This window comes from Mucilaginibacter sp. CSA2-8R (assembly GCF_038806765.1).
Classification (GTDB): domain Bacteria; phylum Bacteroidota; class Bacteroidia; order Sphingobacteriales; family Sphingobacteriaceae; genus Mucilaginibacter.
In genome coordinates, this window is record NZ_CP152389.1 from 4,914,196 (window position 1) to 4,938,321 (window position 24,126).

17 protein-coding genes are annotated in these 24,126 nt (G+C 42.1%); 11 read left to right on the top strand and 6 right to left on the bottom strand.

Going from position 1 to position 24,126, the window contains the following annotated elements:
• Positions 1-16: 16 nt before the first annotated feature.
• Genes AAGR14_RS20940 through AAGR14_RS20960 form a run of 5 tightly spaced genes read right to left on the bottom strand, consistent with a single transcriptional unit; the run spans position 17 to position 10,419 of the window.
• Positions 17-1,561: a fasciclin domain-containing protein gene (locus tag AAGR14_RS20940; protein ID WP_342646194.1), complete on the bottom strand. Its 1,545-nt coding sequence runs from the start codon at positions 1,559-1,561 to the stop codon at positions 17-19.
• A gap of 43 nt (positions 1,562-1,604) precedes the next feature.
• Positions 1,605-3,305 (bottom strand): fasciclin domain-containing protein, encoded by a 1,701-nt coding sequence (locus tag AAGR14_RS20945; RefSeq protein WP_342646195.1) that lies wholly within the window; start codon positions 3,303-3,305, stop codon positions 1,605-1,607.
• Between the two features lie 35 nt (positions 3,306-3,340).
• Positions 3,341-4,855 carry a RagB/SusD family nutrient uptake outer membrane protein gene (locus AAGR14_RS20950; RefSeq protein ID WP_342646196.1) on the bottom strand — a complete coding sequence of 505 codons (1,515 nt, stop codon included), beginning with the start codon at positions 4,853-4,855 and terminating at the stop codon, positions 3,341-3,343.
• A 17-nt stretch (positions 4,856-4,872) separates the two neighbouring features.
• On the bottom strand, positions 4,873-8,178 hold the full coding sequence (locus AAGR14_RS20955) for a SusC/RagA family TonB-linked outer membrane protein (protein ID WP_342646197.1): 3,306 nt from the start codon (positions 8,176-8,178) through the stop codon (positions 4,873-4,875).
• A gap of 15 nt (positions 8,179-8,193) precedes the next feature.
• A complete protein-coding gene (locus AAGR14_RS20960) occupies positions 8,194-10,419 on the bottom strand; it encodes a fasciclin domain-containing protein (RefSeq protein WP_342646198.1) in 2,226 nt (741 codons plus the stop codon).
• An 812-nt stretch (positions 10,420-11,231) separates the two neighbouring features.
• Between AAGR14_RS20960 and AAGR14_RS20965 the strand changes: the two genes are divergently transcribed.
• The 8 genes from AAGR14_RS20965 to AAGR14_RS21000 all read left to right on the top strand — a co-directional run bounded on the left by AAGR14_RS20965 (position 11,232) and on the right by AAGR14_RS21000 (position 19,454).
• On the top strand, positions 11,232-14,927 hold the full coding sequence (locus AAGR14_RS20965) for a DUF4450 domain-containing protein (protein WP_342646199.1): 3,696 nt from the start codon (positions 11,232-11,234) through the stop codon (positions 14,925-14,927).
• A 390-nt stretch (positions 14,928-15,317) separates the two neighbouring features.
• The gene (locus tag AAGR14_RS20970; protein ID WP_342646200.1) at positions 15,318-15,467 is read left to right on the top strand and encodes a hypothetical protein; all 150 of its coding nucleotides are present in this window, start codon (positions 15,318-15,320) and stop codon (positions 15,465-15,467) included.
• Positions 15,468-15,661: 194 nt separating this feature from the next.
• Complete coding sequence (locus AAGR14_RS20975) at positions 15,662-16,318, top strand: hypothetical protein (RefSeq protein WP_342646201.1); 657 nt, start codon at positions 15,662-15,664, stop codon at positions 16,316-16,318.
• Positions 16,315-16,617 carry a transcriptional regulator gene (locus tag AAGR14_RS20980; RefSeq protein WP_342646202.1) on the top strand — a complete coding sequence of 101 codons (303 nt, stop codon included), beginning with the start codon at positions 16,315-16,317 and terminating at the stop codon, positions 16,615-16,617. The genes AAGR14_RS20975 and AAGR14_RS20980 overlap by 4 nt, the downstream gene beginning before the upstream one ends.
• Before the next feature lie 121 nt (positions 16,618-16,738).
• A complete protein-coding gene (locus tag AAGR14_RS20985) occupies positions 16,739-16,924 on the top strand; it encodes a hypothetical protein (protein WP_342646203.1) in 186 nt (61 codons plus the stop codon).
• 70 nt (positions 16,925-16,994) lie between these two features.
• Complete coding sequence (gene rlmD / locus AAGR14_RS20990) at positions 16,995-18,467, top strand: 23S rRNA (uracil(1939)-C(5))-methyltransferase RlmD (RefSeq protein WP_342646204.1); 1,473 nt, start codon at positions 16,995-16,997, stop codon at positions 18,465-18,467.
• Between the two features lie 6 nt (positions 18,468-18,473).
• Entirely contained in the window at positions 18,474-18,863 is a 390-nt protein-coding gene (locus tag AAGR14_RS20995) for a hypothetical protein (RefSeq protein ID WP_342646205.1), read from the top strand.
• A gap of 84 nt (positions 18,864-18,947) precedes the next feature.
• Positions 18,948-19,454 (top strand): phosphoribosyltransferase family protein, encoded by a 507-nt coding sequence (locus AAGR14_RS21000; protein WP_342646206.1) that lies wholly within the window; start codon positions 18,948-18,950, stop codon positions 19,452-19,454.
• A gap of 73 nt (positions 19,455-19,527) precedes the next feature.
• Here AAGR14_RS21000 and AAGR14_RS21005 read toward each other — a convergent pair whose 3' ends face one another.
• Positions 19,528-22,041: a DUF5686 family protein gene (locus tag AAGR14_RS21005; protein WP_342646207.1), complete on the bottom strand. Its 2,514-nt coding sequence runs from the start codon at positions 22,039-22,041 to the stop codon at positions 19,528-19,530.
• A 133-nt stretch (positions 22,042-22,174) separates the two neighbouring features.
• On the opposite strand from AAGR14_RS21005, the gene kbl reads away from it, so the two are divergent.
• The 3 genes from kbl to AAGR14_RS21020 are packed head-to-tail and all read left to right on the top strand — an operon-like array spanning position 22,175 to position 24,125.
• Positions 22,175-23,365, top strand: a complete 1,191-nt coding sequence (kbl, locus tag AAGR14_RS21010; RefSeq protein WP_342646208.1) for a glycine C-acetyltransferase — start codon at positions 22,175-22,177, stop codon at positions 23,363-23,365.
• Between the two features lie 42 nt (positions 23,366-23,407).
• Positions 23,408-23,719, top strand: coding sequence for a DUF6364 family protein (locus tag AAGR14_RS21015; protein ID WP_342646209.1), 312 nt, complete (start codon positions 23,408-23,410; stop codon positions 23,717-23,719).
• Positions 23,709-24,125, top strand: a complete 417-nt coding sequence (locus AAGR14_RS21020) for a PIN domain-containing protein (protein ID WP_342646210.1) — start codon at positions 23,709-23,711, stop codon at positions 24,123-24,125. Before AAGR14_RS21015 ends, AAGR14_RS21020 begins: the two co-directional genes overlap by 11 nt.
• Position 24,126 lies beyond the last annotated feature (1 nt).

The window sequence follows — 24,126 nt, forward strand, 5'->3', positions numbered from 1 at the left end:
TAAGGTTGTCTGGTTGTTATAGTATGGGTATCAGTTTTACGTAATCCAGTGTAAGTGCATTCAGGTTGGTAGTACTAACATTAGCTCCCTGCAAATACATATTAACCGAACCATATTTGGCTACCGTTAAAGTGCCGCCTGTTGAATTGATGTTGGTATTACTACCCGTTGCGCCGGTTAATGTTACTTCTGAGTAATTAACAGGCAGCGTTGCCGAGCTGGTAGTAGTATAGGGGAAGGTAACTGTAAACGGCAAGCTCACTGTGCCGGCACTAACTATTGGAGTTATTGGTCCGAACGCCAGACGTTGCTGCACTGTTGGCCGCGGGTCTGAGTAAGCAATATCATTAATAGCGCGCCATACCACCCGGTACTGGCAGGTGTTTAGATTGCTTAATTTATAAGCTACGAAGTAAGAGGCCGGCAGGTTTGCACCCGATACCAGCAAGTCTGAAAACGGCACACCAACGTTATCCACTTTGGTGCGGAAAGCGATATTACCCCGCGTATCTGTACGCTGAAAAAACGAGGGCTTTTCGCCTTGGATAGTGATGGTCGGAATTTTATCAGCTAAGGCAAAGTTTACACTGTTCATCACGTAAACAATACCGTTACTGGCCTGATAGGTTTGTACAATAGCGCTTTTATTAATAGGCACTCTCACGCCGTTTACCGAGGTTAAAAATGCCGGCAAATCAGCTGGTTGCACTACTCCTCTTACCGCTACATCCTTAAGCACATTAAATGCAGAAAGGATATTCATGGTGGTATCGGTTGAGTTAGTAACTGTAGCAAAAAAGCGGCTTACTTTATTACGCTCAGCATTATAAGCATCATCAGTTAATACAATATAAGTATACAAACTATCTTCGTGAGCCAGATTAGCTACCCGGTTAAAATATTTGTTTTGCGAAACTACACCTGTACCAGCTACCAATATAGGCCTACCCGTTGCCGGATCAATGCTTGACACGGTAGCTTTAGAGGTATCTACAAAAGTTGTATCCTGGCGCTGCAGGTAAGCCTTTTGCAGTGTACCTACTGTAGTAAGGCTTTTTACAAAATCCCAAATAGTTAATTTAGGGGTAAGCGGCTTATTAATAACGTGTAAAACCCCGTTGGCCACATATTGGTTAGCGGCTGTAATACTGGCATCTTCTACCGTAGTAGGTGTAAATGTTACGTTTTTGCCATTAAGGGTGCGTATCCGTGCCGAGGTATTAATAGAAGATGTTAAGTATGTTTGGTTTGCAATATGGTTAGCTACAAATAAACGCAGTTTAGCGGTGTCGGCTACGGTTGCGGCGTCAATGCCCTGCAGCGCCTGGTTATCAGGTGCCCAAACAGTATAGGTTTTAGACGCTGCTAAAATTTTATCATATCCTATTTTAGTTAAGTAACCGGCAAAAGTGCTTAGGTTACTGTTCTGCTGTATTTGCTGCATCAGGTTCTTATCCAATTGCTGGTCGGCTATGGCAGTACGGTCATCCCATTGCTTTTTGCAGGCCGATAACGCCACTGTGAAAAGCAGCAACACCAACAAGGGTCTTTTAATATTCATTATAGAGCAATCAGTTTAAGTTTATAAATATGTTTAGTGTTGCTTAATATACCAGCGAACCGTCTTTAGCAAACTTTGGAAATATCTGGCTGGCCATGTCAATTGGTCTAAACTCAATCAGGTCCAAATTGAGCACATGATTGGCACTGCTTGGCGCAGTAGCAATAAAGCGTATGGTATGCCTGTCGGTAGTTGGTATGTTTATTACGCCTAATAACCTGCCCACGTGGCCATTATTAGGGCCGCCAGTAGCCGTTTGTGCGGTATAGCGTTTAAAGCCTTTAGCCTCCAACTGCGCATCTGTTTCGGTATCGGTTACAGTATTGTTTTGATTAAATGTATTGGAGAATATGGCCTGCCCGTCAAAGGTTACCCCTACAGTACCACCGTTACTTTGCTTATAATCAACCCATACTTTATAACGGCCTTTAACCAGCAACGGCGTTCTGAATTCTATAAAAGCTACGCCTGCTGAAACCCTGAACCGACCACCACACAGCAAGAAATCGTTTCCGAAATATTGTGAATTATCAGATAAAGGCGGTACGGTATAAGTAATTACGTTACCAGATAAATTAGTGGTTACCGGAAAATCTACATCAATCAACTGATCTGGTGTGAAAGGGGCAGTTTTACCTGGTACACGGTACAGGCCTGGCGTACGTCTGATTTCGGGTTGATCGGCTACATCAAAATAAACCGGTGTAGGCTTGCGAACTTTAATGGCATAATTTGCTTTTACTGAATGCAAAACGCCATTAGAGGCCGAGTTATCGCTCAATGTACGATCAAGCACAACACCAGGCTCCAGCACACCATTAAAGGTTATATTATTTAGTAAAACATCCTGTCCGCTTAACTCACTGGTGGTTACCTCTAAAGGCGCTAAGGTGGTGTGCGACGAAGAAGCTACAATATCAGACAAATAAGATAACTCCGGAAAAACGCGGTAAGCAACGTAAAGATACAAGCTATCCTGAGGGTTTTTAGGATTGCCGGTGGTGGAGTACCTCCTTTTTAATGCATCAAAATTAGCAAAGCCTGCCGCGTTGAATACAGCGTTGGTTTGCGCAATAAGCGTTAAATATTTGCGGCTTGTATTAGTTTGGGCTGATGCCGCTACGTTGAGCGAATCATAAAAACCAGTAGCTTTTAAAGCTTCGGTAAATATAGAATACTTAGTATCCTGCTCTACCATTTGCGCCAGTGTTAAAGGCGCCGGACTTAATACGTTATCAATTACATGAATAATACCATTACCTACACGTGTGTTACTTTTTACCAGGTTTGCCTGTTTGTTAATAACAATGTTGGTTACCCCATTATTATTAGCAGCCCCTGTTATTAAAAACTGCCCGTTTGTAGTAGGCGAGCGCATTTTACCATCTGTAAACAGCTGCGAGCTGATGGTATCGGCAATCAGGCTGATACTGACAATTTTTTTAGCTGTGGCTTCATCAATGGCATCAACACTGGCTTTGTTATTTGCTTTTAAATAAGCATTTACACCGGCATTGTTGGCTGCAAAAAGGGTGTAAGCACCGTAGGTATTTAAAAAGCTGGCATAACCTGCCTTATCTACAATTTGCTTAAACAGCGAAAACTGATCGGCATTTTGATCAAGATAGCTGTAAATATTTACGGTACTGGTGGTTGAGTAGTTGATGTTTTGCCTGCGGCAGCTACTCATTGTTACTGCTAAAACGCCTAAGGCTATCACCATAGCCGGCATAATCCTATTCATTATATTTTTCATCGCTTTCACCATTAAGATTTTTACTATTTATAGAATGGATTTTGTATGAGGTTAGGATCGGTTTGGATCTCGTACTGGTAGATGGGGAAATACAAACTATTAGGGTCTTTAAGTTTATTTAGTGCCGATTGCTGCACAGCCGACGGTACAACACGCACCGCTGCCGAATTTAAAATATCCAGCCTGGCAAAATTGTTGCGTTTGGCGTTACGGAGTAAATCATACCAGCGCTTACCTTCGTAAGCCAGTTCGCGTGCGCGTTCGGCCAATACGTAATCAGTTAATCCGCTAACATTTTCGGGGCCTGGAGTTTGCGCAGACGCCGGTAAAGCATTAGCCCGGGTACGGATCGTATTAATGATGTTTAATGTTTCAGTACCACGGCCGGAGTTTGCACACGCTTCTGCCTTCATCAGCAAAACATCAGCATAACGGTAAACAATCCAATGCGCGTAAGAAACATCGGGCGAGCGCACGGTGGTACTGTTGATGCCTACGTATTTATAAATGGTCTGATCGCTGGTTCTAACGGCAGCGTCAATCCCCCTGATGTCTTTGTTGTTATCATCAATTGGGTCAACAGTAAAAAACTCGTCAATCACGATGGGGTTAGCCATGTACCTTTTGTTTACCACACCAAACATGGAGTAAAAGGGATTCAATAGTTGGGGGTCATACTGTAACTCAAAAATCCCCTCGTTAGAGTTACCCGTTACAAACAATGCATTAAACCAAGCATTGGCATTATTACCGGCCACCAATCCATACCGGCCCGAGCCGATAATTTTATCGCAGGCGGCTATGCAATCGGCATAATTGTCCATCCATAAATACACATCGGCTTGAAGAGCATTTACGGTAAACTTGGTAATGCGGCCTTTATTTGAAGCATTGTCGCCATAGCTTGCGGTAGCATAGCTTTCGGCCAGTTTTAAATCGGCAACAATTTGCTTTAATAAATCTGCCTGTGGTGTTTTTGCCAACTGTACCAATTCATTATCTGAAGAGGTAGATTTTAACTTAAGCGGCGCGTCACCAAAGCTGCGTACCAAATAAAAATACATTAATGAACGTAAGGTTAGGGCCTCGCCCAAATAAGCGTTTAATTGCTCCTGCGTTAAAGTATTGTCCACATCCCTTACTCCCGGACCAAAATCAAGCACTGTATTACACAGGTTAATTACACGGTAGATGTTACGCCAGTCGGCCACTGTATTTGACGGCAGTATATTTGCGTTTATCACGTTCAATTCATCCGGAGTTGCGCCAATACCCGGCATAACCATATCACCCCGTATCTCTCCCCAGATAAAAAAAGATTCGGCAGGTGCAGGCCTGTTATTTGGAACCGCTCCGAACGGAATCAGCATCGAATTGTAGCAGCCAATCACGGCCGCCTGCAATTGCTCTTTAGTTTTCCAAAACTTGTCACGCGTTACACCGTCCTGAGGACTAAGCTCCAGGTACTTTTTACAAGAAGTAACCGAAAGGGTTAAAACAGTAAATAGTAGGGTTTTTAAAAGTCTATGTTTAAACATAACAATATGTTTTAATATTAAAATGATGCGGTTAAACCTAAAGTAACTTGCTTAAGCGGCGGGGTGGTAGATACGTCACGGGCGCTCTGGAAGATCCCCTCGCCTCTTGTTGCTACCTCCGGATCCTGACCGGTATATTTAGTTAATGTGAGCAGGTTTTCGGCAGTTACATATAAGCTCAGGTTTTTAGTTTTTAAGCGGCGAGCCAGTGCTTTATCAAAAGTGTAACGGGCAGTAATAGAACGGAAACGCAAAAACGTGCCGCTTTCAACATACCGGTCTGAGGCTAACCAGTTATAACCTGTTCTGTATAAAGCGCGTGGTATGTCGGTTTCGTCGCCAGGAGCGCGCCATCTTCTTAACACCGCGGTACTTTGATTGTTAAAGCTATACATAGATGTGGTGTTCATTTTAGTGTCGTTAATAATCTGGCCACCTGTACGGAAGTTGAAGTAAGCCTGGATTTTGAAATTACCCTTAATAGTGAACGTTGGGCCAAAACCGCCTACAAATTTGGGGTTACCATTACCTAAATAAACTACGTCCTGATAGTTGATGTTACCATCGTGGTTAATATCCTCATAAACAGCATCGCCTGGCTGGAAAAGATAATCGGTAGCAGGATAGTTAAAGCGCATTTGAACCGGCGAACCATTAGGGCTCAAAATTTTGTTACCATTAGCATCACGCGCTATAGTAGCATCAGCATCTTTATAAACGCCTTTGAACTTATAGCCGTAAAAAGAACCTAAGGGGTTATTGATTTGTAACAATGACAGATACTGACCGTTTTGAGTAACATTTCCGCTTGAGGTTGGGTAGTAAGGCGAAACCGAACGTAATGAGTTGTAATTACTCGAAATGTTAAAGTTAAAGTCGAAAATGAAATCTTTTGATTTGTAAGGCGTACTAAACACACTGAACTCAAAACCCTGGTTATCTAAAGTGCCTACGTTTAACAGCACCGAGCTGTAACCATTAAATGATGAAATTGCCAGGTTAGGGGTAAGCAAATCTTTGGTACGGTTACGGTAAACACCAAAATCAATATTTAAACGGTTATTAAACATAATAATGTTTACACCGGCATCCACACCCTGCAACGTTTCCCACTTAAGGTTATCTAACTGTATGTTGTTAGAATATAAACCTGACAAGCCTAAGTAATTACTGGATGTAGGCGTGTAAGTATTATAAAAAATATACGGATAACCAGCTGTGTTAGAACCCGGTGTACCACCACTTACACCATAACCACCACGTAAGCTTAACTCATCAAGCCATTTAGTGGTTTTTTTCATGAACGGTTCGCCCGAAACACGCCAGCGGCCTGATACTGACGGAAACAAGCCGTAACGATTGTTACTGCCAAAAATGGAATTTCCGTCGCCACGTAAGGCCACATTCAGGATGTAACGGTCTAAGTATTTGTACTGACCGTTAATTAAACCTGCCAGAGTGCGTACCTGATCCATGGGCGATGTAATACTGCCTATATTTACACGGCCCGCAACAGAGGCATCCTGTAACTCATCAGATGCAGTATTAGTAATTACCTGCCCTTGGGTAAACGACTTAACATCGCTGGTTTGTAATGATACTAAACCGGTGAAAGAATGCTTTTCATTAAGACGCGGGGTGTATACAAAATTGGTTTTACTGGTAACCGCATAAGTGTCATAATCGGCATTGTACGCCCGGTTAACTGTACTTTCGGTAAATGGCCTGCCTGTAGCAACTTGTGGTAAAAAGCGTGTTTGGCGGCTGTTGTTTATATCAAACTGTACATCAGTGGTAGCACTCAGTACGCTCGGGATAATATTATACTGAATGTAAAAGTGAGGGATGATACGATCACTAACCAAATTATTTTGGGCAGCATTAGCCATAGCCACCGGATTGTAAACCTGCCCCCCTAAAGTGTACTGGCCTTGTATATTTGATGCCGGCGAGAAATAATTAGGAGTTAATACTCCATACTCATTATACTCGTAAATACTGGTGTTAGGCGCTCTTAAAGCAGCAACCGACCGAACGCCGTCTGCCCCTGTACCATTACTGGAATTAGCGAAATTGTAATCGGTATTACTATGCGCGTATGATACGAACGTGGTAAAACGTATTTTATCAGATACGATATAATCGAGGTTTAATCGTGTATTTAAACGATTTAGACCGGTACCAATGGTAGTACCTACCTGTGAGTTATAACCTACCGAAGCAAAGTAGCGGGCTTTATCACCACCACCTGATATGGATAGGTTATTATCAACGATGTTACCAGTACGCGATATGGCTTTTACCCAATCGGTATTTTGGCTGTAGTTTTTGTAGTAATAATAGTTTAACGGATCATATTCAAACTCCTTGGTGGTAAAGGTATTTAAAGGTGCACCGTTTACATTCATCACCATTTCCGGAATTAATGTAGAATACTGATCTCCTGATAAAAGCGGGATGCCGGTTGGCTGCTCGGTGACTGTACCTTTAAAGGTGTACGAAATAGTCGGTGCACCTCTCGATCCGCGTTTGGTGTTGATAATTAACACTCCGTTAGCTGCGCGTGCACCCCAAACGGCCGTAGCTGCTGCATCTTTCAAAATGGAGATATCACGGATATCAGATGGTGCGATACTTAACAAATCCGCATATTGCGTATTATCAGCCGTAGAAAAGTTGAAACCTGCCGGAACGGTAGTTTCGAAAGGCACGCCGTCAACTACAATCAGAGGATTGGTGGCACCATTAATAGAACTGGTACCCCTGATTTTGATGGACATACCTGCACCCGGATCGCCCGAATTGGAAATAATGTCTACCCCTGGTAAACGACCTTGAATAGCCTGGTCAATAGTGGTAGCCTGCAACTCTTCAACATCCTTTGCGTTTAAAGTTACTGTCGACGTGGTTTGGTCGCGTTTATCAATAAACAAACCGCTGCCATTGTTTACTTGCTGCCGGCCGGTTACGGTTACCGCAGTAAGTTCGTTACGGTTAGATTCTAACGTGGTATTGAATACGCGGCGGGTGCCAATGTCAAGCGTTTTAGGTTTATAACCAATAATCGAAATAACTATTTTGTTATTAACATCACTAACCTTGATGGCAAAATTACCATCTATATCGGTAGCGGCACCGGTAATGGTACGCTTGTCTTTGTCTTGCTCTACAACAGTGGCCCCAATTACAGGGAGCTTATCTTTAGAATCAATGACACGCCCTTTGATCAGGATTTTTTCGCCCGTTTGTGCCTGTGCATTGATTGCCCAACAGGACAGCACAAACACAACTGTGAAAGTAATTAGGTTAAAAGTTCTTCTCATGTTAAGCCCTAATCTTTAAAAATTGTATCTTAAGTAGTTATCAATTTGGTGAAACAGCGCCCGGGTACCCAAGTAGTTGCTGTTTGCGGCTATAGTAGTGGCCGAACGTCCGAGATAATCGCGCACGGTAATGCTGCCAGGCTGGTTGGTGATGGACAGGTTAACATCATCGCCATTAGCATTTTTCAATAAAGTTGGGAACGAACTGCCATTAGGGCTTTTTTTGCCGTCGGTGGCTATGGCAATGCCATTCAAAATATGCGTTAGAATAAAGCGGGCAACCTTTGCTTTATCGTCTATAGAAGACGGATTGTAATTGGGCACACCCGTACTTACTGTACCTGGTAAAATACCATCCTTAACAGCCTGTTGTATGGCCGCTTTTGTAGGAATGAAAATGGTATAATTTGCGCCTAACTGTAAACCTATAATTTCCAGGTTGGTAGGGTTATAAACAGTAGAATTTATTAAGTATTGATAAAAATCATAATAAGGCGATGTGGCTGTAGTCGCGTTTTTACCAATTTGCGAAGCCAGTGTGCCTACCGGGTAATCTAAGGCACCACTGCCTAAAAAGTAAACCTTACCATTGCTATAGTTGCGCGAGCCGGTTACACTAACAACCTGATTTTTCTCGACGTTACCACCAGCAAAAACCGTATTGTTATTATAACGCACATATTCGCCGCCGTAAGACTCAACAACACCTTGTCCGGTTAAGCTGTTTAATTCATTGTCAGGGGTTTGTACTACATGCAGATTTACAATACGTTGTAGTAGGTCGCGCGGGTTAGCACCGGAACTGGTTGAACCATTTACAGTAAGTGTAAATTGTGCAGTGTTGGTATTGTAATCATAACCTAAAGCCCTGAAAGTAGCATCGGGCACCATAAACACTGTAAATTTCAGATTCGGGTTAGCCACTACTGTTTTGAGGTTTAAATCCAGTATGCGGGTCATGATAGAATAGGCAGGATCGAGATAAGCACGGGCATAAACGGTGCTGAACACGTTAGCTGCCTGTACCTGGTTAGTACCGTAAAACACGCCGTTACTACAAAACTTTTTGTCGACCACGTTGCTATTGACGTTAAACCTTGCAGGCTCACCCAAAGTGTTTGACGCCGAAGAAAACTTTGTTGGCCACACCGTTGAAGGGAACATGTGGGCATTTAAAAAATCGGCAACAATGTTGTTGGGTAGCTTATCAACAGAGCCGTAAAATTCCAAAAGCACATTGTTCAGGTATTGCGTTAATGCAGTATTATTAGGCGCAAATAACGAGTAACCATCAGACTGACCGTCATTATCTTCTACTTTCCTAAAATTTTCATTCCCTAAAGCGTAAGCTAACAAGCTAGAATACTGCTTAATATAAACCTTGTTATTTTTACCTGTTATAATGCTGTATCTGCTCTGGGCATCACTGTTTTGCAGGTAAGTGACCATGAATTTTTCGAACAGGTCTCTAAACTGGCTGTACTGGCTGTTACTGGCTAACTGCTGCTCAATGTTGGGTAACGGCAGTACTACACGGTCAATTTCGTGTATAACACCATTTTCGGCAACAATGTCTTTGTTTACCACGGAGGCATCAACCACGTTAAAGCCGCTGTAAGTGCTCGACGGAAAGAAAAAGTTGTAATCTGTAGCCGACAAACTTTTAGTCGACATATAAGGAGCGAAAAAATAAGGGATGTACTTATTGTTGTTGTCGCCAAATATAAAGCTGGTTCCGTTGTTAGATGCATTACGGTTTGATGAAAGCAATACGGTAGATGCTCCATCAGGGCCGTTACCCGTATAAAAGCCGTCATAATAAGCCGTACGGCGTTTGTAAGCATTATTAGTTATCCAGCCTTGAGGCGACTGGTAATCGGCCAGGTGATTAGTTTGAAAAGCATTGAAAACCAGACAATAAGTAACAATCTTGCGCGCTGTTACAGAATCCAGATTAGCTAAACTTACATTATTTTCAGAAAAATACTTTTGAAACGCAGCATCATTAGGCGCAAAAAACGTCCAGTAACCGGCTGCACTCAAAGTGCCTTTATAACCAGACTTATCAATAACTGCCAGTAAACTGGTAAAGTTCCCCTTCGATTGCAGCACCTGGTAAATAGGTGGCTGTAAGTTATCAGGGCGGCCGTAATATTCATCAAAAGCTTGCTTGCGGCAACTGCTCAAGAAAATTAAGGCACTAAAAAGTACACATAAATTTTTTAGTAATTTATACATCATAAGAAATCTGATACGTTATATCAAAAAAGAAATTCGAAAGCGGCAGAACAGCCGCTTTTGCTGTAGCTATTTACAGAGAATAAATGTCTGTCTGACACATTTTAAATCAGGCAACAAAACAGCCGAAGAAGTACTGAGTAAATTTTTTTCCATATGTCGGTTTTAAATAATTGGCTTAACTGGTAATAAGTGTATGATATTGGCAGAGAGCTATATCTTATTATCAGAACCTAAAATTATCTACTTGGCTATGTTAAACCATCCTGCACTGTCCTATACTTATTAATTTTTTTAATACTTTCTTACTAAAAGCTTTAAGCATTAATAATATTTTAAAATACAGCTAAGTATTTTAAAATAAAGGCAATGCTGATCATTTAAATACCACATAAACTGTAACTTACCTGTGACCATCCGGCTCATAGCTTTCTAATTTTATTCTAATCTACCCGAAGTTTAACCTATAAATATTAATATGTTTAAACACACAAACAATATTTCAAAGGCATTCATCAAAACCTTTACTTATTATAGAAAAGTTATGCTGTTAATAAACGCTAATTGAGACGGTAATGAGCAGTCAGATTTGCCACTCATCTGTCAGCGTTACACTACTGTATAAATCATCTCGTTAAATAGTCCGAGCCATAGCCAATTGTAAAAGCACCTTTTACATAATTTAAAGATGTCGTAATGATTAAATATTACTTTTGATACCGCCCAAGGCTAATTTATATTAACCTTGCGAACCCTGATTAATACTCCTGCTCGACCAATTTTGAGCTAACCTCTTTATTCTGACTACCTGTTTTATGCACCGGATAAAAACTATACTTTTTACACTATTACTCCTATTAAATTTTGGCTGGGCATTTAGTGCTTACAGCCAATCAACGCCGGGGTTATGGCATGGCATTGAGCGTACCGTACGTTACAAGCCTGATGGCACTGATTTTATAATCAGCAACGGTACACGTCGCTTTAACCGGGCTGTCTACGGCACTAACACCGCTTTCCGGATCGAGGCTGGCGATTTACCTGAATTTGCGCTTTACCTGCCGGGCATGGGCGGCAACTTAAGGTTAGGATTAATTAAAGGTAAAAACAGCAAATGGCTGATTAACGCTCAACATATTGAAGCCCGCTACCGGCCGGGCAGTATGCTATACATTATACAAGATTCTTTATTAGGCCAAGGGACTTTGAGATTGCAATTGCTTGCTGCCGCAGGCAGTGAACACTTGATTTTAAAAGCTGACTTAACCGGAGTTGATGCTGACTTTAAATTAATGTGGGTATATGGTGGCGCTACCGGAAAAAAATTCTCGCGCGATGGTGATATCGGCGCTGATCCCGAATCTTCATTTTACTTAAAACCAGAGTATTGCGAAAACAATGTTTATCAAGTATCAGGCAATACCTTCCGGCTCGGTTTTAAAGGCAAATCCACTACCGAAGCTACCCGTTACGAAAACGAACAAAGCCCCGCTAAACAAAATCAAACCATTATATCAAAAAACACCATCTCAGGTATATTCCCCAACTCAAGCATAATAAAACAGGCAGATGCTGCGCAACAAAGTTCGCCGTTAACTTTACTTAACTCATCGGCAGGCAGCCAGCCTGTAGTTTGCGGAGTTATTACTTATTTTCAGCAATCGTTATATTGGATGATTGGCCCTGGCCGAGCCGAAAATACCTATGCACAGATTGCCGGCCTGATACAGCAAGCTGAAGGCGCCCGGGTTAAATTAACTTTGCGCGTGCAGTTAAAAACCCCCGATCCTTACATTAACACCTTAGGCGGCGCACTTGCTATTGCAGCTGATGCCATTTGGGAAACACCATCTTACCTGCACGGTGCGGTGGCTTGGCGCATGCGGCTGCCTGCCTGGCGTGGTGCTTACGCGGCCGATGTACTAGGCTGGCATGACCGCGCCTTACAACATTTTAGCAGTTATGCCCAATCACAAATCCTTACGCCCGAAACAGGACCAATAGTTGCTGACACCGCCTTGCACTTAGCCCGGCAGCAGGAAAAACTGGGCAACGCTATGTTTAGTAGCGGTTACATCAGCCGCAACCCTGGCGGCGATATCCGCCCGCATCATTACGACATGAACCTGGTATTTATTGATCAGCTAATCAACCACTTTTACTGGACCGGCGACCTTAACCAGATAAAAAAGTTTTGGCCCACTATTAAACGACATTTAGATTGGGAAAAGCGAAACTTTGACCGTGATGGCGACGGCCTCTACGATGCTTATTGCTGCATTTGGGCCAGTGATGCGCTGCAATACAGCGGAGGCGGCGTAACTCACTCATCGGCTTATAATTACCGGGCAAACCTAATAGCTGCCCAACTGGCCCGCATTGCCGGCGACGACCCGGCTCCGTATGCGCAAGAAGCTCAACATATTAAAAATGCCGTTGCCCAAAATTTGTGGATACCTAACACCGGAACTTACGCCGAGTTTAAAGATCTTTTAGGCAACCGCCTCCTGCACACCTCGCCCGGCCTGTGGACCATTTACCACGCTATTGACGAAGGCCTGCCCAATGCCATGCAAGCTTACCAAAGCTTGCGCTACATAGACACTCAAATACCGCACATACCTGTTGTAGCCAAAGGGCTGACCGGCAATTATTATTTGCCTGCTACCACCAACTGGCTGCCCTACACCTGGTCGTTAAACAACGTTGCCATGGCCGAAACCATGAATACCGCTTTGGCTTACTGGCAGGGCGGCCGTGCGGCCGACGCATTTACCCTGTGGAAAAGTGCATTGATAGAAAGCATGTACCTGGGCGCCAGTCCGGGCAACTTTCAGCAATTGTCTTTTTACGATGCCCAACGCGGCGAACTGTACCGCGACTTTGCCGATCCTATAGGTGTTACCGCGCGTACCGTGGTTGAGGGGTTATTTGGCATCAAGCCCGATATGCTTCATCAGCAGCTTACTATTAAACCCGGCTTCCCCGCAGCCTGGAATTACGCCTCTTTGAAAACGCCCGACATTAACATTAACTTTTCGCGTACAGGTTTGATTGACAGCTATACCATCACATCAGCTTTACCTAAACCGGCTGCACTAAATTTAGAATTAAACGCCCGATCGGTAAATATTGATCAGGTATTGGTAAACGGGCATCCGGTTAACTGGAACTGTATCACATCGGCAGTTGGTCAGCCTGCCATACGTATCGAAGCGGGGCGACAGCCGCAGTATAAGATTACGATTAAATGGAGTAATGAATATCCGGAAGCGGTAAGGCTATCAACTAACTATGTGGCTAACCAAACATACCAGCAAACATTTGGCAAAGCATCTGTTGTTGCGGTAAATGACCCTCAGGCTATTTTGCAGGAAAGCAAAATGGTTAACAATTATATTAACTTTAAACTTAAGCCTAACCAGCGAGAACATACCTTTTTTGTGCAACTGAAACAGGGAGCGATGGTTTGGTGGCAACCTGTTAATTTTAAATCTTATATGCACCCGTTAGCTATTCAGTTTGCGGCACAACAAGAACCCAATCGTTTAAAATTCAATATCCATAATCTTGCATTTAACGGCACAGTTAGCGTTCAGGTTAATCCGGAAATCAGCACAAAATTTGAACAAACTGTCAGCTTAAACGGTAAGCCTAAGGACACACCGTTTAATATCGACGCTAAACACTTAATTGCAGGCAGTAATCACCTCCGTATCACCTATCAGAAACTAACGATAGATACGACTATCATTAACTGGAACATCAGCGCCTCAAAACCTGGAAATATGCGTACGGTTGATATAGGAGCCCATTTCAACGACGACATTAAACACCTATTTATCAACCAGTATTTGTTGCCAAGGCCGCAGAGCGTTACCCTGCAACTGCCCACTCAAGGTATAGGTAACTGGTGCTACCCGCTCACTACCGCTAATATTGACGACAGTGGCTTACGCAAAGCTGCCGGGATGCAAAACCGTTTCGAAACATCACAGCATATTGTTTTTGCTACACCCGGCAACACCGGTAAAAATATAGCTTTTACCTCTCAATGGGATAATTACCCACGTAGCGTTCAAGTACAGTTAAGCGGCTCGGCGTCTCATGCTTACTTGTTAATGGCCGGCTCCACTAACCCGATGCAAAGCCGCTTAATTAACGCTCAAATTACAGTAACGTATGCAGATGGCGATAAAGAAGTACTACAACTTAAAAACCCTGAAAACTGGTGCCCTATTGAGCAGGATTATGATGATGACGGCTTTGCCTTTAACCCCGGCATAACCAAACCATTGAGGGTTTATTTAAAAACAGGAATTACTTCGGTAAACAGCAAAGAATATACGACCATAAAAGGTTATACCAACAAAGCAATTGATGGTGGTGCTGCCACTGTATTAGATGTCGTCCTCAATCCAGACAAAAAGCTAAAAAGTCTTGAACTTAACACCGTAGCTAATGATGTGGTAGTTGGCTTGATGGGTATCACACTTGTTAATGGTCAGTAAGATATTGAAAGTTCTGCTTTGCAAATTATTCACGCTGATAACAACTCACAAAAAGACGATTTTGAAGGGTTGATATACAATGCTCTTTAACAACCAAATTTTAATTTTTGATCAGTATTGCAATAAAACATGACGTTTTTAACCACTGACACCTATAAGGAGCAATGTTTAATTTAAGCGTGTAAGGTCAGTGTAAATTACCTTCTTTAATAAAACGATAAATTTAATGGTAGTAAACAGTGCTATTTTAACTATTTGTTTAGTATACACTTATGCATTTAAGAAATTTACAAATCTTCAATGAGTATAAATTTTTTATTTGTAAATTATATTTTTTGCCTAAATTGCATAAAAAAAGAGGTTTACTTAACACTTTAATAATCTACCACTATGAAGGCCCTATCAAACGAACTTAGCTCACAAAACCTGCAACCAAAAGGCCAACAAAATAATTACTATTTGTGGGCTATGCTGCTTTTAACTGTGTTGCTGGCAGGCGTTGCTTACTACGACAAATTTGTCACTGGTTTAATTAACTAAGCCCTACATTAACTCATCATATTAACCCATAAATCGGATGTTCATTATTCCGGTTTTGGGTTATTTTTGTTTATAGCAGTTTGTAATCGCATACGTTGATTAACTCCTTAACTGCGATCTTTTTCCTATCAAAGCGTCTGCGCTACTTGCAATTACCATAAAATTTTACTTACTTTGAAACAAAAAGTACTTTTGTGGAAGAAAGTAAATTACACGAAGATTTAGCCTCTATACGCAATATGATGGAGCGCTCGTCCAGGTTTTTATCCCTGAGCGGTTTATCGGGCGTTATGTGCGGTATTTATGCACTCATTGGGGCAGCTTTGGCCTACGCCGTTATTTATCAACCCTTTAGCTTATCCGGCTACCGTGATTATAGCCAAGGCGACCATTACACCATGGCGGATACTTCGGTTATTTTATTCACACCTATTGTAGCTCAATTGCTGTTTATAGCATTCAGCGTTTTAACAGCATCATTAGTTACCGTATACATGTTAACCCGACGCAAAGCTAAAAAGCAAGGCCAGGTTTTGTGGGGCAAATCCAGCAAAACATTTGTTTTTCAAATATGCGTTCCGCTGCTTACGGGTGGCATGTTTATATTAATTATGCTTACCCGTGGTTATATCGGCATTGTTTCGCCGGCTTGCCTGGCATTTTACGGCTTAGCCTTGGTAGCAGCCAGTGCATACACCTATACCGATATTAGGAACCTCGGCCTTTGCGAAATTGCACTTGGTATTGTTGCAGCAATTTTTCCGGGTTACGGCCTGTTATTTTGGGCACTCGGTTTTGGAGCATTACATATTATTTATGGCACTTTATTGTATTCTAAGTACGACGGGTGAAAGTTGATTTTAACAAACTGGATAAAGCCTTTGAGAACCGGGTAAGGCTGCAAATTATGAGTGTGCTCATGGTAAATGACAACTACGACTTTACCTCGCTCAAAGAACTGCTGGAAGTAACCGACGGCAACTTAGCATCAAACCTTAAAGCACTTGAAAAGGAAGAATATATTAATATTCAAAAAAGCTTTATCGGCCGTAAACCAAATACCAACTATCAGGCATCAGATAAAGGGCGTAAGGCCTTCCAAGAACATTTAGCAGCATTAGAGCAACTCATTCAACAACAGAAGAAGTAATTTATCAATGCGGTTACCACAAATGTTATCAACATATTAAATTTAAAAATATCCGGTATACCGATTTGGTTTTTGGTATAAATAGTAACTATATTTGTTTATACCGCTAAACAGTAATCCTATGAGCCGCGAAATAATTGAATTTTCAGACTTGATTGATGAGCAATTCGAGCCTGTTGCTGCCAGCACTGCTGATTTTTGGCCTGCTGTAATGCATTGGTTTGCCAACCCTGCTCCTAAAGCAAATGCTTCAGATCACCTTTCTGAAACGGTGATAGACCAATTAGGGGAGATCAAAATTGCCTGACTGCTTTTACAAGGCTAAATTTAATATGCCTTAAGGTATACAACAGGCTATTGCTTAACTTTGCAGCCTGATGAGAAAAGGTGCTCCCAACAAGCAGTTCGAAAACGTAACTGTAATTGATATAGCCGAAGAAGGCAAAGGTGTAGGCAAAGCCGAAGATTTTGTGCTGTTTATTGAAAAAGCTGTACCCGGCGATGTGGTAGACGTAGAGGTTTACCGTAAAAAGAAAAACTTTGGCGAAGCAAAAATCATAGGTCTCAAGCAGCCTTCCGAACATCGCACCGAACCTTTTTGTGAGCACTTTGGCACCTGCGGCGGCTGCAAATGGCAGCACATGACTTATGAGGCGCAACTGCAATTTAAACAGAAAGCAGTTACCGATGCCTTAAGCCGCCTGGCTAAAGTTGATATTTCGCATACACTGCCAATCGTACCCTCTCCGGCCGACCGTTACTACCGCAACAAACTCGAATATACTTTCAGCAACAAACGCTGGTTAAACGATGGCGAAAACCGGACCGATGATCCTATTGAGATGAGCGCGCTGGGTTTCCATATTCCGGGCCGGTTTGATAAAATATTGGATATAAACCATTGTTACCTGCAGGCAGATCCATCTAACAATATCCGTTTAAAAATCCGCGATTATGCCCGCCAGCTTCAGATGAGCTTTTATGACATTAAGGCCCATACCGGCGCCTTACGTAATTTAATTATTCGCACATCATCTACTGGCGAGTTGATGGTGATAGTGGTGTTTGCTTATGCTACCGAAGACGAGGTAAGTAGTTTGATGGGATACGTAGAGCGAGAGTTTCCGCAAATTACTTCGTTACTGTATATCCTTAATCAAAAAAAGAACGATACCATTTTTGACCAGGAGGTCGTGGCCTGGAAAGGCCCCGAATATATTCATGAGCGCATGAATGATATTCAGTTTAGGATAGGGCCTAAATCATTTTATCAAACTAATGCCATACAGGCACAACGGCTATACGAAATTGCCCGCGATTTTGCCGGCTTTAAAGGCACTGAGTTGGTGTACGATTTATATACCGGGGCTGGCACCATTGCCAACTTTGTGGCCGGCCATGTGCGCGAGGTAATTGGCGTTGAGTACGTACCGCAGGCTATTGAAGATGCCAAGGTAAACTCAACCATCAATAACATCGGCAACACAAAATTTTATGCTGGAGATATGAAAGACGTGCTGAACGCCGACTTTGTAAGCCAGCATGGCAAGCCTGACGTTATTATTACCGACCCGCCGCGTGCCGGCATGCACGCCGATGTAGTGGAGCGCTTAATGGAGATTGAGGCCCCCAAAATTGTGTACGTAAGTTGCAATGCGTCTACACAAGCCCGCGACCTGATCGTGTTAAAAAACAAGTATAATGTTACCCAGATACAGCCGGTAGATATGTTTCCGCATACGCAACATGTAGAAAACGTGGTACTGCTTGAATTAAAAGACCTATCGGAGTTTACGCTGCCGCTAACAGAACAACAACCCGAGGCTAACACCGAACAATTAGCTAATTAAAGCAACATGAATCCAGAAGAATTATTAAACGATAATAACAATCAAAAAAAAGACAGCCCGCTAAGGAGTTTGGAGATTGACCTGCGTTTATACAGCGAGTCAATACGCGAAATAGCGGTTGAAATTATGGTTGAGGGCTTATCAGGCTATCCTATTTTTGTTGCTCACCAGCACGAGGTAAAACTTGGCGAAATGATACTGGATAAAGAAGAACTGAATACCGATTGGAACATCCATGCTTCGACGCTGGAGGAATTTGTGGAGAAAGGTATTATTAAACAAGAGTTGAAGCAGCGCTTTATAGATAACTACAAAAACCCTCACGAGTTTATGTGTGTGTTTACCATTGTTCCGGAAGGTGCTAACTTTGTATTTTTTCCGTACGGCAGAGAATAATTATATCTTTGACCGAAGTATTATTTATAGCTAATAGATTAACTATTTAACTTATACATACTACCTGTTAAAACCTGATTTGCCATGCCCGATAAGCTTTTAATTCTGAACCATCAGCAAATACAACAAAAACTTGATCGTATTGCTTACCAGATACTGGAAGATAATTTAGAGGAGCAGGAAATTGTACTGGCAGGTATCATTCCGCAGGGCAGCGTTATTGCCCGGCGCTTAAAGCAAATACTGGATAATATTGCACCGTTTAAAAGTACGCTGCTCAATATCGAGATTGATAAAAATAGCAGTACGTTGCAATTCAAAACCGACACTGATCTCAGCACCTGTAGCAATAAGGTGGTTATTTTAGTTGATGATGTTTTAAACAGCGGCAAAACATTGGCCTATGGCTTCGGGGTATTTATAGATGTGCCGCTCAAAAAACTACGCACCGTGGTATTGGTTGATCGCAATCATAAAAATTTCCCGGTAAGTACCGATTTTTCAGGCATCGCGTTATCTACTGTACTTAAAGATCACGTATATGTTTCGCTTGATGAAAAGGGTAAAGAAGACGCCGTATTTTTAGGATAACAAACCACAAATATTTTAAATAAAACAGCCTGTCGCTTGAAAACGGCAGGCTGTTTTCATGAGGTATCCCTTCTTATCTTAAACCGTAAAATATCCTGATTCCTTGAGTGACCTTGCGATTACCGTCGAAGGCAAAACCATAGTCAACCCTGAATATAAAACGCTGAACGCCCAGGTAAAACTCAGAATAGCTGCCTTTTACCTGTTGAATGTTAGTATTGTTACCCACGCCCGAATAAGAGTTGTGCGGTTGCTGGGTAAGGTAGTTTACACCAACAACCTCCTCTAATTTAAGCTTACGTATAAAAGGAACTTTGCTGAGGAAGTTTCCTGCAAAATTATGCTCATAGTGCGCCTCAATAAATGCACGATCGGTGCTGTAGGCATAAAATGGCAAAAAGTGAAAGTTACCAATAGTTGGATTGAACACGGTACCCTGGTTACCAAAAAAGTGGTTATAATCCATAAAGTACAGGCTGCGATGATTCAGGAATGTTCCGGCAGTAATTTTAAATGCCGAAAATCCGATCAGGCCCACTTTCAAATGGTCATCAAATACATCAAGTGATGCAAAATCGTAATTAACATCCGAGCCTAACACGCCACTCACACCTTTACGGTAATTTAAACGTATCTGAGGGTACTTGGATGGCTCGTAATATTTACCATCGGGCCTGATGACATACTGCTGCCTGATAGTATAAGTTAATGATGCTTTTATGGTAAGTGCTTGGTTGGTCGGAAAAAGCTGTGACTCTACCTCGGGCGGCATGGCTAAAGGGTTGTTGGCTGTATAGCTCTTATCCGGTACATCCTTAATATGGTTAAAAGATACGTTGTACATTTGCCTGCGGTCGGCGTACGAAGCCTGGGCATTAAACAATAACCCGTTGGCTAACTCGCGCTGCCAGGCTACTGCACCAAACTTGGTACGATACAGCTTTACATAGTTGTTTTCGTACAGTAACGTACTCAAAGTATTAAAGAATAATGAGCGTGTGCCTGCGTTATTCAAATCCAATACATCAGTTCCAAAACTGGCCGACCATGTAGCTTTGTACTCCGGATCATAGTTGTAGGTTAAACCCAAATTAGCACTAAACAGCTTGGCTGCAAAACCATACCTAAGGTTAGGCGTAACCGTAAACGACTGCCCGTTATCAAACCCTTTAATATAATGCACTTTGGCACTTATACCCCAACCTTCAACCGTGTTATAAAACACCGTTTGGTAAGGCGGGTAAACATATAACGATTGCCTGGTTTTACGGTCGTAATACTGATACCCAAAAATGATATTACTAAACCAGCTGATCTGGTTATCTGCCCGGTTAACAGAGTCGAGATACCGGGGCTGACTTTGTATATAAGCAATACTATCTTTCCGCTTGTAATCTAACGCTTCCAAATCAGTAAGAGGTACTGGTCTGTTGCCAGCCCAATAACGAGCAGTCTTGGCGTTAGCCTGCGTATCAATCCGCATCACCTCACCGTTAAAAAAACCTTTCGGAAATTTAGGAGTGAGGTTATAATTATTATAGATAGCCAGGTAATAACCTTTAAATTTAAAGCCCAGCACATCCCCTTTAAAATCAAACAAAGTCGAAATAGGCATCCAAACACTGTCTCGTACGGGGATATATTGCTGGCTAATATTCAAGGTATCTACAAAATTGATGTTTGCGTCTTTCTTAGTCAAAAACAGATCAACCCCATAAATACGCCAATCGCCATCTACAATATAAACGTTACCCTGATAAACGGCTTCGTTGTGGCGTTTAGGAATTACCTGTATTTTATAAATACGACGCCCGCTTTTTACCGAGGTGCCTAATAATTTGTAATCATAAAACGATAAGGCATTATCAGCAAAAGGCGATACAAAAGCACGCGCACTCAGGCCCTGAATATCAAAACTATTCTGGTAAAAATCAATCTGCAAATCAGAAGCTTTATTGTAGCTGAAAGCGGTATTCTGACCTGCCGTTTTAGATGCGATCATCTTTTCGCGTATCCAATCCGGGTTTTTAAAATTGTACTGCGAAATAGATTCTGATTGGTAAATAATACCTTTTTTGTTAGTATCAATTTGTAAAGCGCGGGATACATCGCGGGTAAACAATTTTTTTGGCGCGCTTACCAAACGCTGCACGCCTTTTACAAATACCCTGCACGAATACTCATCTACCTGTTTCAAATAATATTCGCGTTTCTCTATCACTTTACGCATCAGGCCAACGCCTGGGTCACGCTCATTGCCTGTACCGGCTTCGGCTTGCAGGGCAAATGGTTCATTAGCTAAAGTAACGTTCAGTTCCTGGTTCTGGTTGGTAATAGTCACCTTTTCAACCCGCTCCAGGTTACCCACAAACCTAAAAACCACCTGGTAAGTGCCGGGGCTTAATATAAATTCGTAATCGCCGCTCTCGTTGGCAGTACTACCATATGTAGAATTACGAATATACACCGAAGCAAAAGAAACCGGGTTCTTTTGCTCGTCGGTAATACGGCCAAATAAACGATAGGTCTGTGCAGAAACCTGCAAAGTAACGGCTATAAAAAAAACAATAAATAAATATGTTTTCATAAATGAACTTAATACGTATATATACCGTTTGCCTGTAAAATGTTTGTTTTACTGCTTAAATAATTTACCGGTGGTAGTAAACAGCATTCTAAATAACTGATATTGCTTACCTTTGTAATAAACACATACCGCCATGTATAACACTTTAAAACCGGTTTTGCAGCAAGAGTTAGCAGACATTGAAAAAGCCGGACTATATAAAAGAGAACGCATCATTACATCGCCGCAGGGGGCAGACATTGAGGTGTTGGGAGGACAGGAAGTAATAAACTTTTGTGCCAACAATTACCTTGGGCTTTCATCACACCCTAAAGTAATTGAAGCTGCTAAAAAAGCTATTGACGACCATGGCTATGGCCTATCTTCGGTACGCTTTATTTGCGGTACGCAGGATGTGCACAAAGAGCTGGAAAAAAAGCTTTCGGAGTTTTTAGGCACCGAGGATACGATTTTGTATGCGGCTGCCTTTGATGCCAATGGTGGCGTTTTCGAACCTTTGTTTAACGAGCAGGATGCTATCATCTCTGACGAATTAAACCATGCGTCGATTATTGACGGCATACGTTTATGCAAGGCCCAGCGCCAGCGCTACAAACATGACGACATGGCCGATTTGGAAGAAAAGCTGAAAGCAACCCAAAACCTTCGCCACCGTATCATCGTAACCGACGGCGCTTTTTCTATGGATGGTACCATTGCGCAACTGGATAAAATCTGTGACCTGGCCGACCAGTATAAGGCTTTAGTAATGATTGACGAATGCCACTGTTCAGGTTTCTTGGGTAAAACCGGTCGCGGCACTCATGAGCATCACAACGTAATGGGTCGTGTGGATATCATTACCGGCACCTTAGGCAAAGCTTTGGGCGGAGCCTCGGGTGGTTTCACCTCGGGCCGTAAAGAAATTATTGATATACTGCGTCAGCGTTCACGCCCTTACTTGTTTTCAAACACCCTGGCACCATCTATTGCCGGCGCATCAATCACGGTGTTAGACATGCTGAGTGAAACCACCGAGCTACGCGACAAATTGCACAGCAATACGCAGTATTTTCGTCAGAAAATGACGGAAGCCGGTTTTGACATCAAGCCCGGGGTACACCCTATTGTACCCGTAATGCTGCATGATGCCAAGCTATCACAACAATTTGCCGCCCGTATGCTCGAAGAGGGTATTTACGTAATTGGTTTTTATTACCCGGTTGTACCGCAAGGCAAAGCACGCATTCGCGTACAAATATCTGCTGCCCACAATCAGGAACATTTAGATAAGGCTATTACGGCCTTTACCAAAGTAGGCAAGGAGTTGGGTGTGATTAAGTAGGCTTTAAAATTGCTTATATTTGTGTAAGAAGTAAATGTAATTATGGCAAAGCTGGTGTTGGATATTGAGCCTGCAATAATTGATGGTATTACAAAAGTAGCTGAAAGAAAAAAGGTAAGCGTATCTGCTGTAGTTGAAGATTTATTTAAGCAAGCAACTCAACACGAGTTATTGGCTGATGAAGCTTCAAGCGCTGAAAAGCAAAAAGTAGAAGACGAAGCTTTTTTGAAGAAGATAAAAGACATTCCTGTCTCTGAAAGTATCAAAAAGATTACCGGAATACTAAAAGGCTGTACAGATGCAGAGATTGCAGATGCTAAATATTTGTATCTGAAAGAAAAATATGGGTTATAAAAAAGCTTTTATTGATAGCGACGTATTGCTTGACTTGCTTTTAGAGCGGGAGCCTTTTGTACACTACACCAGTGTATTACTGGATATCTCCACAGACAAAATTACGCTTTGTACCTCGACATTGATTATTGCTAATATTTATTACATCGCTGCTAAAAGCATTAATAAAAGCTTTGCTCAGCAATCCATACAACAGCTCACTAAACTACTTCCGTTACTGTCGTTTGAAGCGAGACACGTCATGTCGGCTATTAATAAAGACAGTACCGATTTTGAAGACGCCATACAGTATTACATTGCCAACCAGAATAATTGCGACGTAATTATCAGCAGCAATCTCAGACATTATAAAAACTTTGATATTCCTGTTTTAACGGCTGAGCAATTTTTAAAAGAAACATTATAAA